13 protein-coding genes and 1 pseudogene are annotated in these 16,414 nt (G+C 72.0%); 7 read left to right on the top strand and 7 right to left on the bottom strand.

The window, feature by feature from the left end; translation table 11 throughout:
* The first annotated feature begins 13 nt into the window (after positions 1-13).
* Complete coding sequence (gene lexA / locus ABWI04_RS14450; protein ID WP_353832695.1) at positions 14-700, top strand: transcriptional repressor LexA; 687 nt, start codon at positions 14-16, stop codon at positions 698-700.
* Between the two features lie 783 nt (positions 701-1,483).
* Here lexA and leuS read toward each other — a convergent pair.
* Both leuS and ABWI04_RS14440 read right to left on the bottom strand, forming a co-directional pair.
* Positions 1,484-3,946 (bottom strand): leucine--tRNA ligase, encoded by a 2,463-nt coding sequence (gene leuS, locus ABWI04_RS14445; protein WP_353832704.1) that lies wholly within the window; start codon positions 3,944-3,946, stop codon positions 1,484-1,486.
* A gap of 228 nt (positions 3,947-4,174) precedes the next feature.
* Entirely contained in the window at positions 4,175-4,789 is a 615-nt protein-coding gene (locus ABWI04_RS14440) for a hypothetical protein (protein ID WP_353832694.1), read from the bottom strand.
* 291 nt (positions 4,790-5,080) lie between these two features.
* On the opposite strand from ABWI04_RS14440, the gene ABWI04_RS14435 reads away from it, so the two are divergent.
* A complete protein-coding gene (locus ABWI04_RS14435; protein ID WP_353832693.1) occupies positions 5,081-6,625 on the top strand; it encodes a long-chain-fatty-acid--CoA ligase in 1,545 nt (514 codons plus the stop codon).
* Positions 6,626-6,646: 21 nt separating this feature from the next.
* On the opposite strand, the gene ABWI04_RS14430 is transcribed toward ABWI04_RS14435, so the two are convergent.
* The gene (locus tag ABWI04_RS14430; RefSeq protein ID WP_353832692.1) at positions 6,647-7,489 is read right to left on the bottom strand and encodes a helix-turn-helix transcriptional regulator; all 843 of its coding nucleotides are present in this window, start codon (positions 7,487-7,489) and stop codon (positions 6,647-6,649) included.
* Positions 7,490-7,603: 114 nt separating this feature from the next.
* Between ABWI04_RS14430 and ABWI04_RS14425 the strand changes: the two are divergent.
* Positions 7,604-7,987, top strand: a pseudogene (locus ABWI04_RS14425) (SDR family NAD(P)-dependent oxidoreductase); the annotation flags it as partial.
* A gap of 124 nt (positions 7,988-8,111) precedes the next feature.
* Entirely contained in the window at positions 8,112-8,273 is a 162-nt protein-coding gene (locus ABWI04_RS14420) for a Rossmann-fold NAD(P)-binding domain-containing protein (protein ID WP_353832706.1), read from the top strand.
* A 6-nt stretch (positions 8,274-8,279) separates the two neighbouring features.
* Here ABWI04_RS14420 and ABWI04_RS14415 read toward each other — a convergent pair whose 3' ends face one another.
* Both ABWI04_RS14415 and ABWI04_RS14410 read right to left on the bottom strand, forming a co-directional pair.
* Entirely contained in the window at positions 8,280-9,527 is a 1,248-nt protein-coding gene (locus ABWI04_RS14415) for a cytochrome P450 (RefSeq protein WP_345183146.1), read from the bottom strand.
* Between the two features lie 147 nt (positions 9,528-9,674).
* Complete coding sequence (locus ABWI04_RS14410; RefSeq protein ID WP_353832691.1) at positions 9,675-11,066, bottom strand: aspartate aminotransferase family protein; 1,392 nt, start codon at positions 11,064-11,066, stop codon at positions 9,675-9,677.
* 162 nt (positions 11,067-11,228) lie between these two features.
* Here ABWI04_RS14410 and ABWI04_RS14405 point away from each other — a divergent pair, with 162 nt between their 5' ends.
* Positions 11,229-12,110 (top strand): alpha/beta fold hydrolase, encoded by an 882-nt coding sequence (locus ABWI04_RS14405; protein WP_345183150.1) that lies wholly within the window; start codon positions 11,229-11,231, stop codon positions 12,108-12,110.
* Here the strand turns inward: ABWI04_RS14405 and ABWI04_RS14400 are convergent.
* Positions 12,091-13,647, bottom strand: a complete 1,557-nt coding sequence (locus ABWI04_RS14400; protein WP_345183152.1) for a GMC family oxidoreductase — start codon at positions 13,645-13,647, stop codon at positions 12,091-12,093. The two genes, ABWI04_RS14405 and ABWI04_RS14400, sit on opposite strands and share 20 nt — an antisense overlap.
* A 179-nt stretch (positions 13,648-13,826) precedes the next feature.
* Between ABWI04_RS14400 and ABWI04_RS14395 the strand changes: the two genes are divergently transcribed.
* On the top strand, positions 13,827-15,317 hold the full coding sequence (locus ABWI04_RS14395) for a tetratricopeptide repeat protein (protein WP_353832690.1): 1,491 nt from the start codon (positions 13,827-13,829) through the stop codon (positions 15,315-15,317).
* A 30-nt stretch (positions 15,318-15,347) separates the two neighbouring features.
* Here ABWI04_RS14395 and ABWI04_RS14390 read toward each other — a convergent pair whose 3' ends face one another.
* The gene (locus ABWI04_RS14390) at positions 15,348-15,920 is read right to left on the bottom strand and encodes a TetR/AcrR family transcriptional regulator (protein ID WP_345183157.1); all 573 of its coding nucleotides are present in this window, start codon (positions 15,918-15,920) and stop codon (positions 15,348-15,350) included.
* An 89-nt stretch (positions 15,921-16,009) separates the two neighbouring features.
* On the opposite strand from ABWI04_RS14390, the gene ABWI04_RS14385 reads away from it, so the two are divergent.
* Positions 16,010-16,381 (top strand): DUF4267 domain-containing protein, encoded by a 372-nt coding sequence (locus ABWI04_RS14385; RefSeq protein WP_353832689.1) that lies wholly within the window; start codon positions 16,010-16,012, stop codon positions 16,379-16,381.
* Positions 16,382-16,414 lie beyond the last annotated feature (33 nt).

The raw sequence follows: 16,414 nt of genomic DNA, 5'->3' as shown, positions 1-16,414 counted from the left end.
GAGGCGACGAGCGATGAGCAAGGTCCGGGAGCTGCCCGACGGGCCGATGGACGAGACGGGCCTGACCCAGCGACAGCGCATGGTGCTGGAGGTGATCCGTGACTCGGTCCAGCGCCGCGGGTACCCGCCGTCGATGCGCGAGATCGGCGAGGCCGTGGGGCTGACCAGCACCTCCAGCGTGTCGCACCAGCTCCGGGCGCTGCAGCGCAAGGGTTTCCTGCGGCGCGACCCCAACCGGCCGCGCGCGGTCGAGGTGCGGGTGCCGGGCACGACGCCGGTGCGCACGCACGAGGAGACCTACGAGCCGGCCTCGGGGCAGCCCGCGCCCGCCTACGTGCCGCTCGTCGGCCGCATCGCCGCCGGTGGCCCGATCCTCGCCGAGGAGGCCGTCGAGGACGTCTTCACGCTGCCGAAGCAGCTCGTCGGCGAGGGCACCCACTTCCTGCTGAAGGTCACCGGCGACTCGATGATCGACGCCGCGATCGCGGACGGTGACTGGGTGGTCGTGCGGCAGCAGCCGGTGGCCGAGCAGGGCGACATCGTGGCCGCCATGATCGACGGCGAGGCCACGGTCAAGACGTTCAAGCGCCGCGACGACGGCCACATCTGGCTGATGCCCCAGAACCCCGCCTACGAGCCGATCCCCGGCGACGAGGCCTCGGTGCTCGGCCGGGTCGTGGCGGTCCTCCGCAAGATGTGACGCCGGCCCTCAGCGGCCGCCGGACCACCTCCGGCGGCCGCCCACGCACGCCCAGCTCCCCCGCCCCCAGCCGCAGTCACCAAACGCCAAGACGGCCCCCTGGCACCACCCCAGGGCGCGCAACGAGCGCTCTACCCCATGCCGCACGTGTGCCCCCCGCCAAGCGCCCCACCCGGCAAGCGCCGTCTATGCCCCGCGCTCGCATGGAGCGCAACCTCAATGGCACACGCCCCGGCACAAGGCACACCCCGAGGCTCCGCACTTCGTGTGGCGCACCACCCAGGCAGCGCACCCAACCCATCAACGCATCACCCTCCAGCGGCGCACCACCCGCATAGCGCCCAGCTCTGACGCACAACCCGTATGGCACACCCTGAGCAGCCAAGACCGGCAAAAAACTCGGTCCGAGGGGCGCATGAGCTAAGTGGGCACGCCACCTCAGACAACGCACTCGGCCAGCGGCGCAGCGCCCTCAATCGGCGGGTACACGACCCGCATGGCGCGCAAACTCAAGCTGCGCGTGCCCTCGGCACGAGGGGCCGCCCGCGGGGGTGCGTTGCCTTGCATGGCGCGCCTTTTCAGGGGGCGCGCTGGCTGGGTGGCACGGCTGGTTCGGGTGGCGCCTCGCTTGCTAGCTCGTGCCAAGGGGCATTGGGGCCTGTCTCTGGCGCATGAGCCGCAGGGGGCACGATCGGTGGCTTGGTTGGACGTGGCGGCGCGCCGGCCGGGCACTGCTTGGGGCAGGGTGCAGTGTCCGGGCGGCGTGCTCGTGTCGGGTCGGGGTCAGCGTTTGGGGACGATGTTGACGATCTTGGGGGCGCGGACGATGATCTTGGCGATGTCGGCGCCGGCCAGGGCGTCCTGGACCTTGGGCGAGGCCAGGGCGCGGCGCTCCAGTTCCTCCTCGGCGATGCCGGGCGGGACGTCCAGGCGGTCGCGGACCTTACCGGCGACCTGGACGACGCAGGTGACCGACTCCTCCACCAGCAGGGCGGGGTCGGCGGACGGCCAGCCCGCGCGGACGACCGGCGCGGTGCGGCCCAGCAGCTCCCACGTCTCGTCGGCGGTGTAGGGGGCGAACAGCGACAGCAGGACCGCGATCGTCTCGGCGGCCTCGCGGACGGCCGGGTCGGCGGCGCCGGGGCCGGAGTCGACGGCCCTGCGGGTCGCGGTGACCAGCTCCATGATCCGCGCGATGGCGACGTTGAACCGCTGCGTCTCGACCAGCGTGGTGACCTCGTCGACCGTGCGGGCCGTGGCGCGGCGCAGGGTCGTGTCGCCGGAGGTCACGTCGACGCCGGGCTCGGAGGAGACCTCGGTGGCGATGCGGTGCACGCGGGACAGGAACTTCGACATGCCGTGCGGGGACACGTCGGCCCAGTCGATGTCGTCCTCGGGCGGACCGGAGAACAGGATCGCCAGCCGGACGACGTCCACCCCGAACTCGCCGATCTGCTCGCCCAGGTCGACGCCGTTGCCCAGCGACTTCGACATCGCCTTGCCCTGGTTGATCACCTGGCCCTGGTTCAGCAGCCGGGTGAAGGGCTCGGTGAAGTCGACCATGCCCATGTCGTGCAGGACCTTGGTGAAGAACCGGCTGTACAGCAGGTGCAGGATGGCGTGCTCGACGCCGCCCGTGTACTGGTCGACCGGCATCCACTTGCGGACCTGCTCGACGTCGAACGGGCCGCCCTCGTAGCCGGGCGAGCAGTAGCGGAAGTAGTACCAGGACGAGTCGACGAACGTGTCCATGGTGTCGGTGTCGCGGGTGGCGGCGCCGCCGCACTTGGGGCACTCGGTGTTCACCCAGTCGGACGCGGCGGCCAGGGGCGAGGTGCCCTTGGGGGCCAGGTCGGCGCCGCGCAGGCCCTCGGGCAGGGTCACGGGCAGCTGGTCGTCGGGGACGGGGACCTCGCCGCACGCCTCGCAGTGCACGATCGGGATCGGGCAGCCCCAGAACCGCTGCCGGGAGACCAGCCAGTCGCGCAGCCGGAAGTTCACGGACGCGCGGCCGGTGCCGCGCTCCTCCAGGATCGCGGTGATGCGGGCGATGCCGTCGCCCTTGGTCAGCCCGTCGATGGGGCCGGAGTTGACGATCGCGCCGTCGCCGGGGGTGGCGACGCCGGTCTCGGCGGGGTCGGCCAGGCCGGTCTCGACGACGACGCGGACGGGCAGGCCGAACTTCAGCGCGAAGTCCAGGTCGCGCTGGTCGTGGGCCGGGACGGCCATGATCGCGCCGTGCCCGTACTCGGCCAGGACGTAGTCGGACGCCCAGACGGGCAGCCGCTCGCCGTTGACCGGGTTGACCGCGTAGCGGCCCAGGAACACGCCGGTCTTCTCGCGTTCGGTGGACAGCCGCTCGATCTCGCTCTCGCGGGAGACCTCGTCGCGGTAGGCCTCGAACGCGGCGCGGTGGTCGGGGTGGCAGATCTCCTCGGCCAGCGCGGCGTCGGCGGCCACGACCATGAAGGTGGCGCCGTACAGGGTGTCGGGACGGGTGGTGTAGACGGTGACGGGCTCGTCGCGCCCCTCGATCACGAAGTCGACGTCGGCGCCGGTGGAGCGGCCGATCCAGTTGCGCTGCATCAGCAGGACGCGCTCGGGCCACTTGCCCTCCAGCTGCGCCATGTCGTCCAGCAGCCGGTCCGCGTACTCGGTGATCTTGAAGTACCACTGGGTCAGCACGCGCTTCTCGACCAGCGCGCCGCAGCGCTCGCAGTGCCCGCCGACGACCTGCTCGTTGGCCAGGACGGTCTGGTCCTTCGGGCACCAGTTGACGTGGCCGCCCTTGCGGTAGGCCAGGCCCCGCTCGTAGAAGCGCAGGAACAGCCACTGCGTCCACTTGTAGTACTCGGGATCGGAGGTGTGCAGGCGCCGCGTCCAGTCGAAGGACGGGGCGTAGCGGCGGAAGGAGGCCGCCTGCGTCTCGATGTTGGCGTAGGTCCACTCGGCGGGGTGCGAGTCGCGCTTGATGGCGGCGTTCTCGGCGGGCAGGCCGAAGGAGTCCCAGCCGATCGGGTGCAGGACGTTGAAGCCGCGCTGGAACCAGTAGCGCGCGACGACGTCGCCGATGGCGAACGCCTCCGCGTGGCCCATGTGCAGGTCGCCGCTGGGGTAGGGGAACATGTCCAGGGCGTAGCGGCGCTCCTCGGCGGGGCCCTCCTCGTCCGCCTTGAACGGGTCGAGCTCCTCCCAGCGGGCCTGCCACTTGTCCTGGACCGCCCGTGGGTCGTACCCGTCGTTCAGGGGGGACGCCCCCCCTGCACCCCCCGGCGTTGCGCGGTGGGGAACGTCGCTGCTCACGCTTCTGACTCCGGTTCCTGCTGCTGGGTCGTGGCCGTCCGCCGACATGAAACGGCCCCTCGCGCAGGAGGGGCCACCACGCTGACGTCAGTGCGTCAACGCGGTCCTTCGAGGAGCAGCCTGGCTGGCATACCTCAAGAGTAGCGCAACCGCAACCCCGCCCGCCGCGACTTAGTGCCCCGACTCCTGGCGGGCCATGGACACGACGCCGGTCACCTGCACGCGGGTCAGCTCCAGGTCGGCGCCCACGGCGGACAGCGTCTCCTCCTCGGAGACGGTCAGCGGGCCGTCGACCAGCGCGATCTCGGCGGCGGCGCGCAGGATGCTCTCCCGCGCCTCGGGGGCGAGGGCGGAGGCGGCGCGTCCCATCTCGACGCGGACCTCGTCGAAGGGACGGCCGAGGTCGGCGTTCAGGGCGGACTCGTCGAACCCGGGCTCGCCGGCCTGGCGGACGACGGCGACCGCGCGGGAGCGGGCGACCGCGTTGGTGTAGTCGCCGGAGCGCAGGACCTGGGCGATCGCCATGCGCAGCAGCATCGCGGGCATCTGCGCGAGCTGCGCGGTCGTCGGCACGTCGAGCACGGCGGGGTTCCAGCGGCCGTGGCAGGTGTCGCACTCGACGAACTCGCCGCCGGCCTTCGTCAGCGGGATGACCGGGATGAAGAACAGCGTGAAGAAGTTGCGCCCCTGCCTGCGGCGGTACTCGCGGTCGCCGCCGCATCCGGGGCAGTGGAAGATTCCCCTGGTCAGGGTGAAGAACACCACGCGCCAGCCGAAGATGATCAAGATTGCGCACCCTTTCTCGCTGCAGCGGCACATGCTAGCGCCGCGGGGTGACGGGCATCCGGCGCGGGCCCGGCGTCCGTCCGAACCGTCCGGATCCGGTCACAGAGCCGGGAACCCGACGAAGACGGCCCCTCATCCTGCCCGCGGAGGCGCCGTCACGACGACGAAAACGCCACGTCAAGGCCTGCGAACGATGGCGCCGGACGCGTCCCGTGCAGCAGGATGTGCGGAACGGTTTCATACACTCGCCGGTAACTAACCGGCCGGTCACCTTTCCGCGCGAGGAGTGCCATGCTCAACCTGTCCGTGCTGCTGGAGGACGCCGCCCGGGAGACGCCCGACCGCGACGCCGTCGTGTTCGGCGACCTCCGGCTCTCCTACTCCTTCCTCGACCAGGTCGCGAACCAGGTCGCGAACCTGCTGCGCGAGCGCGGCGTCGGGCCGGGCGACAAGGTGGCGCTGTCCAGCCCGAACCTCCCCTACTTCCCGATGGTGTACTTCGGGGCGCTCAAGGCGGGGGCGGTGGTCGTCCCGCTGAACGTGCTGCTCAAGCCGCGGGAGATCGCCTACCACCTCGGCGACTCCGGCGCCAAGGCGTTCTTCTGCTTCGAGGGCACGCCGGAGCTGCCGCTCGGCGAGATGGGGCGCGCCGGGTTCGAGCAGGCGGAGGGGTGCGAGCACCTCTTCCTGCTGCCCGCCGACCCGTCCGCCGCCGAGTCCCCGGTGGAGGGGGCGGAGCTGTTCTGGGCCGCGCTCGCGGGGAAGCCGGGCACCTTCGAGACGGCGCGGACCGGGCCGGACGACACCGCCGTGATCATCTACACCAGCGGGACGACCGGGCAGCCGAAGGGCGCCGAGCTCACGCACAGCAACCTCCTCATGAACGCCATGGTGGACGACACGCTCTTCTACCGGACGCTGCACGACACGTCGCTGGTCACGCTGCCGCTGTTCCACATCTTCGGGCAGACGTGCGTGATGAACGTCGGCCTCTACCGGCGCGCGACGCTCGTGATGCAGGCGAGGTTCGACGCCCGGCAGGCCGTCGAGCTGATGGTCAAGGAGAAGGTGAACATCTTCGCGGGCGTCCCGACGATGTACTGGGGCCTGCTGACCGACGAGACCTCCGACGAGGAGATCGCGGCGATCCGGGAGAACCTGCGCGTCGCGGTGTCGGGCGGGTCGGCGCTGCCGATGGAGGTCCTCAAGGGGATCAAGACCAAGTTCGGCGTGGACGTCCTGGAGGGCTACGGCCTGTCGGAGACGTCGCCGGTGGCCTCGTTCAACCGCCCGGACCGCCCGACCAAGCCCGGCTCGATCGGCCTGCCCGTGTGGGGCGTGGAGATGAAGCTGATCGACGACGACTGGAAGGAGATCGAGGGCGAGGGGCCCGGTGAGATCGCCATCCGGGGGCACAACATCATGAAGGGCTACCACGGGCGGCCCGAGGCGACCGAGGCCTCCGTCAGGGACGGCTGGTTCCGCACCGGCGACGTGGCCCGCCGCGACGAGGACGGCTACTACTACATCATCGACCGCTCCAAGGACATGATCATCAGGGGCGGGTACAACGTGTACCCGCGGGAGCTGGAAGAGGTCCTGATGACCCACCCGGAGGTCTCGCTGGCCGCGGTGGTGGGCGTCGCGCACCCCTCGCACGGCGAGGAGGTCAAGGCGTACGTGATCCGCACGCCCGGCGCGACCGTCACCGAGGACGAGCTGGTCGCGTGGGGCAGGGAGCAGTTCGCCAACTACAAGTACCCGCGGATCGTCGAGTTCCGCGACGAGCTGCCGATGACCGCCACCGGCAAGATCCTCAAGCGCGAGCTGCGCTGACCGCGCGCGGGCCCCGGGGCCTCAGCGGACGCTGAGGTCCTGGGTCCCGACGACGCGCAGCAGTTTCATCGCCTCGTGCGAGGGCGTGCCCGGAGTGGTCGTGTAGAGGACGACCCGCTGGTCGCGTTCCGGCACGTAGAGGACGTCGCAGTGCATGTCCAGCTCGCCGACGACGGGATGCGTCATGCGCTTGCGGCTGCCGCGCCTGATCTCGACCTCGCCCTCGTCCCAGAGCCGGGCGAACAGCGCGCTGCGGCCGGCGACCTCGGCGACGAGCCCGGCGATGCCGGCGTCGCCCGGATACCGGCCGAACGCCGCCCGCAGGTCGGCCACCAGCCCGCGGGCGAACCGCGTCAGGTACTCGTCGGCGCCGTACCGCTCGATGTCGGAGCCGGTGAACAGCCAGCGGACGACGTTGCGGTCACCGGGCGCCATCGCGGCGATCTCGGTCATGAGCGCCGCCGCGAGCGGGTTCCAGGCGATGATGTCCTGCCGGGCGCTCAGCACGTAGGCGGGCGTGTCGTCCAGCCGTTCGAGCAGGTGCACGATCCCCGGCGGGACGTCCCGCGAAGGGCCGCTCGGCGGTTCCGGCGCCTCGCCGGCGAGGCCGTAGAGGTAGGCGCGCTCATCGTCGGTCAGCCTCAGCGCGCGCGCCAGCGCACCGAGGATCTGCCTGGACGGGCGAGGCCCGCGTCCCTGCTCCAGCCGGATGTAGTAGTCCACCGACATGCCCGCCAGTCGCGCGACCTCTTCCCGGCGCAGACCGGGGGTCCGGCGGCGCGTCCCTCCCGGGAGCCCGACGTCGGCGGGCTGGATGCGGGCCCGCCGGGAACGCAGGAACGCCGCCGTCTCTTGTCTGTCCATGGCCTCCAGCATGTCCGATACTCCGGAGCGGCCGCCGGGCCGAGGGTGGTACGGCCGATCCCAGCTTCGGCCGGTCTCTCCTCAGCCCGGACGCCGCCGGTGAACCTGGACGGCATGACGACACAGATCGCACTCATCACCGGAGCCAACAAGGGCATCGGCTTCGAGACGGCCCGCCTCCTCGGCCGCGGCGGCGTCACCGTCCTGCTCGGGGCGCGGTCGGCCGAGCGCGGCGAGCCGGCCGCCGCCGCGCTCGCCGCCAAGGGGATCGACGCCCGTTTCGTCCGGCTGGACGTCACCGACGCCGACACCGTCGAGGCCGCCGCCAAGGGGATCGACGCCGAGTTCGGCCGACTCGACATCCTGGTCAACAACGCCGGGATCACCACGACGGGGGCCACCGGCTTCCCGCCGAGCCGGACGGCGCCGGACCTGGTCCGGACCGCGTTCGAGACCAACGTGTTCGGCGTCGTCGCGGTCACCAACGCGATGCTCCCGCTGCTGCGCCGCTCCCCCGCCGGGCGGATCGTCAACGTCTCCAGCGAACTCGGCTCGCTGGAAGTCGGCGCTGAACGCCGTCACCGTCGCCTACGCCAAGGAGCTGGCCGGCACCTCGGTCACGGTGAACGCCACCACGCCCGGGTACTGCGCGACGGATCTCAACGACCACGCCGGGCACCGGACGCCGGAGCAGGGGGCGTCCGTGATCGCCGGGGTGGCCCTCCTCGGCGACGGCGGCCCGACGGGCGCGTTCCTCGCCGAGGACGGCCCCCTGCCCTGGTAGCCGGGCTCAGATCGTGTAGGGCAGGCGCTTGATCCCGTTGATGAAGTTGGACTCCAGGCGGTCGGGGTCGCCGGAGGCGCGGAGGGCGGGCGTGCGGCGCAGCAGCTCGCGGAACATCACGGTGATCTCGCGCCTGGCCAGGTGCGCGCCGAGGCAGAAGTGCGGCCCGGGCCCGCCGAACCCGACGTGCGGGTTCGGGTCGCGCAGGATGTCGAACCGGTCCGGGTCGGTGAAGACCGACTCGTCCCGGTTGGCCGACCAGTAGTAGAGGACGAGCTTGTCGCCCTCCTTGATCTCGTGCTCGTTCAGCACGGTGTCGCGGGTCGCGGTCCGGCGCATCCAGATGACCGGCGAGACGTACCGGACGATCTCCTCGACCGCGCCGGGCATGCGGCCGTCGAAGTCCTCGGTGAGCAGGGCCCGCTGGTCGGGGTTGCGGGTGAACAGGTCGAGGCCGTGGGCGATCGCGTTGCGGGTGGTCTCGTTGCCGGCGACGACCAGCAGGATGAAGAACGAGCCGAGCTCCTGGTCGGTGAGCGACTCGCCGTCGAGGTTGGCGTTCACCAGGGCGGAGGTGAGGTCGTCGGTGGGGTTCGCGCGGCGCTGCCGCCCGAGGTCCTCGACCAGGCCGCGCAGCGTCTCGCCGGCGCCGAGCAGCGCCATCGCCATCTGCTCCGGCTCCGCCGTCGGGATGAACTCGGGGTCGTTGCCCGCGAGGATGACGTTCGTGGCGTCCAGGACGGTCCTGTACTGCTCCTCGGCGATGCCCATCATGTCGCAGATGATCTTCAGGGGGAGCCGGGCGGCGACGTCGGCGACGAAGTCGCCCGTCCCGCCGCCCGCCGCCACGTTCTCGACGATCTGGCCCGCGACCGCCTCGACCCGGTCCTCGAACCGCTGGATCATGCGGGGCGAGAACGCCCGGGACACGATCCGCCTGATCTTGGCGTGCCGGGGGTCGTCCATGCTGATCATCGAGCCGAAGTACTCGTGCATGTCGCCCGGCATGTCCGGGATGCTGATGGCGCCCCTGCCGGAGCAGAAGTCCTGCGGGCGGCGGGACGCCTCGACGACGTCGGCGTGCCGGGTCAGCGCGTAGTAGCCGGGGCCCTGGGGGGCGATGACGATGTCCGGCTCCTCGTAGCGGATGAGGCCGGCGTGCCAGCGCAGCGCCTTGAAGGCCTCGTGCCGGTAGTCGTGCGGCCGCCGCCAGAAATCCCAGTCGGTCAGGTTGATGTCGTCGACCTTGAGCACGCGCCCACCACCTCGTCATGTCCGAACCCGATTCGGTTTACATGCACCCTCTCAAAGTAAAGATGCAAGCGCACACTGATCGGCGGGGTGACGCGCCTCACACCGGTTCGCCGGGGGCGTGGCGCGCCCGCGCCCCCCGGCGTCCGGTCACAACCGCGTCCACGCCTCCTGGAGGACGGAGCGCAGAATCTGCTCGATCTCGTCGAAGTGCCCCTGGTCGCAGATCAGCGGCGGCGCCAGCTGGACGACGGGGTCGCCGCGGTCGTCGGCCCGGCAGTACAGGCCCGCCTCGTAGAGGGCCTTGTCGAGGAACCCGCGCAGCAGGCGCTCGGACTCCTCGTCGTCGAAGGTCTCCCGCGTGTCCTGGTCCTTGACCAGCTCGATGCCGTAGAAGTAGCCGTCGCCGCGCACGTCCCCGACGATCGGCAGGTCGCGCAGCCGCTCCAGCGTGCCCCGGAACGCGTCCCGGTTGCGCAGGACGTGCCCGTTCAGGTCCTCGCGCTCGAACAGGTCGAGGTTGGCCAGCGCGACCGCCGCCGACACCGGGTGCCCGCCGAACGTGTAGCCGTGCGCGAACATCTCCGTCCCGCCCTTGAACGGCTCAAACAGGCGGTCGGCCACGAGCATCCCGCCGAGCGGCGCGTACCCGGACGTCACACCCTTGGCGAAGGTGATGACGTCCGGCGTGTAGCCGAACCGCTCCGCGCCGAACGTCGTGCCGAGACGGCCGAACGCGCAGATCACCTCGTCCGACACCAGCAGGACGTCGTGCCGGTCGCAGATCTCCCGGACGCGCTCGAAGTAGCCGGGCGGCGGCGGGAAGCAGCCGCCGGCGTTCTGCACCGGCTCCAGGAACACGGCGGCGACGGTGTCGGCGCCCTCGAACTCGATGACCTCCTCGATCCGGTCGGCGGCCCACCGGCCGAACGCCTCGGGGTCGTCGCGGTGCTCGGCGGCCCGGTAGATGTTGGTGTTCGGCACCCGGAAGCCGCTCGGCACGAGCGGCTCGTACGGCGCCTTCAGGCCGGGCAGGCCGGTGATCGACAGCGCGCCGTGCGGGGTGCCGTGGTAGGCGACCGCCCGGCTGATCACCTTGTGCTTGCCCGGCTTCCCGGTGAGCTTGAAGTAGTGCTTGGCGAGCTTCCACGCGCTCTCCACCGCGTCGCCGCCGCCGGTGGTGAAGAAGACGCGGTTCAGGTCGCCGGGCGCGAGGGCGGCGAGCCGCTCGGCCAGCTCGACGGCCTTCGGGTGCGCGTACGACCAGATCGGGAAGTAGGCCAGCTCGGCGGCCTGCTTGGCGGCGGCCTGCGCCAGCTCCTCGCGGCCGTGCCCGGCCTGGACGGTGAACAGCCCGGCGAGGCCGTCCAGGTAGCGGCGGCCCGCCGAGTCGTAGACGTAGGGGCCCTCCCCGCGGACGATCACCGGGATCTCGCCGCCGTCCGGGGCCGCCGAGTGCCGCGCGAAGTGCATCCACAGATGGTCGCGCGCCGCCCTCTGCATCGCGTCGTGCTGCTGGCTGGTCACGTCCGACTCCGTCATCACGATTCCCTCGGTGCGATCGATCCAGTTGCTCTGATGCTATGTGACTGCGGATTCCGCTGTAAATACATGGTGATACGCCGATATCCGAAGAGAGAGGGCCCTGCCGGTCCGGCGCCGCGGAGCCGCGGGTACCGTTCGCCGCGAACCGAGGAGGCGTACATGGGCGACATCACGACCGGATCGGTCAACGCGAACGGGCTCGACTTCGGATACCTCGCCGCCGGCCCCCAGGACGGGCCCCTGGCGCTGCTGCTGCACGGCTTCCCCGACTCCCCGCACACCTGGCGGCACCTCATGCCGGAGCTGGCCGCCGCCGGCCACCGCGCCGTGGCCCCCTTCATGCGCGGCTACGCCCCCACGTCCGTCCCCGCGGACGGCGCGTACCAGAGCGGCGCCCTCGCCGCCGACGCCATCGCCCTGCACGAGGCGCTCGGCGGCGGCCCCGACGCCGTGGTCGTCGGTCACGACTGGGGCGCCTTCGCCACCTACGGCGCCGTCAACGCCGCCCCGGAACGCTGGCGCAAGGCGGTCGCCATGTCCGTTCCGCCCATCTCGGTGATGGCGACCTCGTTCTTCGACTACGAGCAGCTCAAGCGCTCGTTCTACATCTTCGTCTTCCAGACGCCGCTGGCCGAGCTCGCGTTCGGCCGGTCGTTCGTCGAGGGGCTGTGGCGCGACTGGTCCCCCGACGACGGCCGCGACCGGTCCGCGGACGTCGACCGCGTGATGGAGTGCCTCGCCGCGCCGGACAACGCCGCGGCGGCGATCGGGTACTACCGCGCGATGCTCGACCCGTCCCGGCTCGTCGACCGGTACGCGGCCGAGCAGCAGGCGACCACCATCGTGGGCGAGCGCCCCGTGCTCTACCTGCACGGCGCCGAGGACGGCTGCGTCGCCGCGGACGCGGTGGACCTCGACGCCGTCCGGGCCGCCCTCCCGCCCGGATCGCGGGCCGAGCGGATCGGCGGCGCCGGCCACTTCCTCCAGCTGGACCGCCCCGCCGAGGTGAACGAGCGCGTGCTCAGCTGGCTGGCGTCCTGACCAGGTCGGCGGCCTTCTCTCCGATCATGATGGCGGGGGCGTTGGTGTGGCCCCGGGTGATCTGCGGCAGGATCGACACGTCCGCGACCCGGAGCCCCTCGACGCCGCGGACGCGCAGGTCCGGGTCGACGACCGAGCCGGCGTCGGTGCCCATCCGGCACGTGCCGGTGGGGTGGTAGAGCGTCTCGGAGTGCCCCCGGACGTAGGCGGCCAGCGCGTCCTCGTCGTCCGCCCCCACGTAGGGCTGCATGACGTCGCCGACGAAGGGCCTGAGCGCGTCGGCGGCCAGCAGCTCCTCCGCGCGCCGCACGCCGTGCATCAGGCGCCGCAGGTCGCTCTCCTCCGTCAGGTAGGCGGGGTCGATCACCGGCGGCGCGGCCGGGTCGGCGGACGCGAGCGAGACGCGCCCGGACGACTCGGGCCGCAGCAGCACGACGCCGAGCGTCACGCCGTGCTCGGTCGGCGGGGTGAGCCCGTGCGCGACGTAGGGGGCCGGCGCGAAGATGAGTTCGAGGTCGGGGGCGTGCAGGGTGGGGGCGCTCTTGGTGAACACGACCGCCTCGCCCACGTTGGAGGTGAACGGCCCGCGCCGGGCGAGCAGGTAGCGGGCGATGTTCGGCAGCGACTCCGCGCCCGCGAGCGTGACCTTCCTCGGGCAGTGCCGGACGACGCCGACCGACAGGTGGTCCTGGAGATGGCGCCCCACCTGCGGGGACTCCACGACCGGCTCCACGCCCGCGCTCCGCAGGTGCTCGGGGTCGCCGACGCCGGACAGCATCAGCAGGTGCGGCGACCCGACCGCGCCCGCGGCCAGGATCACCTCGCGGCGCGCCGTGACGCGCCCGCCGCCGTACTCCACGCCGGTCGCCCGGCCGTCCTCGATCAGCACCCGCGACACCTGCGCGCCCGTCACGACGGTCAGGTTGGGACGCTTCCGCGCGGGACGCAGGTAGGCGTCGGCCGCGCTGCACCGCCTCCCGCGCCGCTGGCTGACCGGCGTGAGCGCGTACCCCTCGTTGGACGGGCCGTTCAGCTCCGGCAACCTGTTGAGGCCGGTGGCGGCGCACGCCTCCAGGAACGCCCGCGTGGTCACGTTCGGACTGCGCTGCTCGGAGATCGTGACCGGGCCGGAGGTGCCGTACACGTCGCCCTTGTTGCTGCCGACGCGCCCCTCCACGCGCTTGAAGTACGGGACGACGTCCTCGTACGACCAGCCGGGGACGTCCCAGTCGTCGTAGTCGTCGTAGTGCCCGCGCACCCACATCATCGCGTTCAGCGATGACGACCCGCCGAGCGTCCTCCCCCGCGGCCAGTACAGCTCGCGCCCGTCCAGCTCGGGCTGCCCGGCGGTGCTGTAGTCCCAGTCGTACTCGGTCTTGAAGAGCTTCGGGAACGCGGCCGGGATGTGGATCTCGCTCTTGTCGTCCGGGCCGCCCGCCTCCAGGAGGGCCACGGTGACGGAGGCGTCCTCGGAGAGGCGAGCGGCCAGGGCGCACCCCGCGGACCCGGCGCCGACGATGACATAGTCGTGTTCCATGGGGGCTCCAGCACTCCACGGGCCGCGGCACGGCCCGTTCTTCCCCCGGGCTTACCACCGGGAGGGGCCGCCCGTCCATGCGTGCGGAGCGGTTTCGGACGCATGGACGCCGGCGGGAACCCGGATCGGGCGCGCAGCGTCGATCCCGTGAACCTGTGATCACTCAGAGGGGGCGTGCGATGACCGAGTACCCGGCCGGATCAGTCGAACCGTACGAGCGCGGCCTGGAGGCCAGGCGCGGCGGGAACCTCGCGGAGGCCGAGGAGCTGCTGCGGGAGGCGTTCGAAGCCGGGCATCCGGGGGGCGCCCACGAGCTCGGGTCCCTCGCGGCGGAGCGCGGCGACGACCGGGAGGCCCTGGCGTGGTGGCGGCGGGCCGCCGAGGCGGGGCTTCCCGAGAGCGCCTTCGAGGTCGGCTACGGCGCGGAGCGGGACGGCGACCTGGAGACCGCCGAACGCTGGTACCGGCGGTCCGCCGAGGGCGGCTTCTCGGGCGGCGCCCTGAACCTGGGCATCCTGCTGGAGAACAGGGGCGACGTCGAACAGGCCATGGACTTCTTCCGCCGGGCCTGGGAGCTCGGCTCGGACAAGGCCGCGTTCAACCTCGGCCGGCTGTACGACGACGACGGCAAGGGCGACCTCGAAGCGGCGGAGACCTGGTACCTCCGCGCCGCCGAGCGCGGCAACGGCGGCGCCGCGTTCAACCTGGGGTTCGTGCGCCAGGACAGGGGCGATCCCGCCGGGCGGCTCCAGGCGTGGCGGCTGGCCGCCGATCTCGGGCATCCCAAGGCCGCCTTCTGCCTCGGCGACCACGCGCAGAAGGCGGGCGACGAGAACGCCGCCATCGGCTGGTTCCGCAGATCGGTGCAGGAGGCCGGCGCCGAGCACGCCGCCCGCAGGCTCGGCGACCTCTACCGGCGCCGGGGCGACGAACGCAGTGCCCGATTCTGGTCGGAGTTCCTGAGCGGGCTCAGCTGCTACAGCCCGGAGTTCGAGGCGTTCGCCAGTGCGGGGTCGGCCGCGGCGATCCAGCGCCAGAACGTCCTCAACACCGCCGTCGGTGACGGCGACATCGCCTTCGACGTCGACGCGCGCACCATCACCGCTGGCGGACGCACCCTCCACGGCATGACGTTCCTCGGCAGCTTCTCCCACGTGAGCGACACGTGGCTGTGGGCGTGGGCCAACCCGCACTACGGCGTCGGCGTGCCCGCCGTCGCCCCGCTGGCCGCGGTCCGCGAGCACGGCGCGCGCCGCGCCGTTCCGGAACTGACGGCGGGACGTCTGGACCTCTCCGGCTTCCCCGACCCGCACCAGGCCGCGACCACCATGGCCATCGCCGCCGCCGCGCTGCTCGGCGGCAACGGCGTGCAGAGCTGCCGCGTGAACGACGGGCAGGGCTCGTTCTACTTCCACGTCGACGACCCGGCCCTGCCCGCGGCCGAGTTCGACCCGCTCTCGGCGACGCGCCTGATGATGACCGCCGCCGAGATCTTCCCCACCGAGCAGCGCCGCGTCGTGCGCGGTTTCCTCACCCACCACGGGTGCCGGATCCGGGAGAGCGAGGAGATCATCGAGGGCGTCGCCCCGCAGGGCGGCCAGGTGACGGTCGCCTTCACCCCCGACGGCGCCATCAAGGCCACCAGCGCGGGCCGCACGGCCGCCGGCTGACCGGCCCGCCTCCGGCCGCGGCGGGCGGGGTCAGGCGGAGAAGCGGCGGAGCAGGACGGCCGTGCGAAGCTCGTGGTGCTCGCGGTGCATGCGCCCGTCGCGCATCAGGATGAGCAGGCCGTGCAGGCCGCTCCAGAGCGTCTCGGTGAGCACGTCCACGTCGTCCCCGCCCGCGAACGGCCGGACGGTCTCGCGCAGCTCGCCGAACGCCTCCTGGAGCGCGGGCGGCGCCTCGGGGGTCGCGAACGGCAGGTCGACGTCCCTGACGAACATCACGTCGTAGAGGGCGGGCCTGCGCTCCGCGAAGTCGGTGTAGGCCGCCGCGACCCCCGCCAGCGCCTCGGCGGGCCCGGACGCCGCCGTGCGCGCCCGCCGCAGCTCGTCCGCGAGCTCGGCGCACCCCTCGACCGCGACCGCCGCCATGATGGCGCCCTTGCCCTTGAAGTGGCTGTAGAGGACGGGCTGGCTGTACTCGATCTCCGCGGCGAGCCGGCGCGTCGTCACCGCGTCCCAGCCCTCGCTCTCGGCCAGCTCCCGCGCCGCCGTGATGATCAGCTTCTCGCGTTCCGCCCGCTCTCGCTCCCGGCGTCCCTGGATCGACATGGCAGTGATCCTAGCATTGCTAGCCATCCTGTCGACGCTATGCTAGCGTCGTTCTCGTTCCTAGCACTGCTAGCACTCATGGAGACGCCATGCTGACCCCCATCGCCTACGGACTGGCCGTCGTGCTCGCCCTGTTCTGCGTTCTCATCGGCGCGCGGTTCCTCACCGCGCCGTACCCGGCGGCCGCCGGCTACGGCGTCCCCGCCAAGGCCGACGGCGACATCGCCTACCTGAGGATCAAGGGGCTGCGCGACCTGACGACCGGCCTCCTCGGCCTCGCCCTGATCGCTTTCGCCGGCGCCCACGCCGCGGGCTGGTACATGCTGGTCGTGGCCATCGCACCGCTCGGCGACACCCTGATCGTGCGGCGCCACGGCGGCACGAAGGCCGTCGCGTTCGGCATTCACTTCGCCACCGCCGTGGCCGTGCTCGCCAGCGCGGTCCTGCTGTTCGCCGTCTGACCCCCTCCCCTGTCCCGGACAAGGAGCCCCTCG

It is taken from the genome of Actinomadura sp. NPDC000929, assembly GCF_040492065.1.
Taxonomy (GTDB): Bacteria; Actinomycetota; Actinomycetes; order Streptosporangiales; family Streptosporangiaceae; genus Spirillospora; species Spirillospora verrucosospora.
Note: the sequence above shows the minus strand (reverse complement) of the source record. Positions and strands in the feature narration are given on the sequence as shown.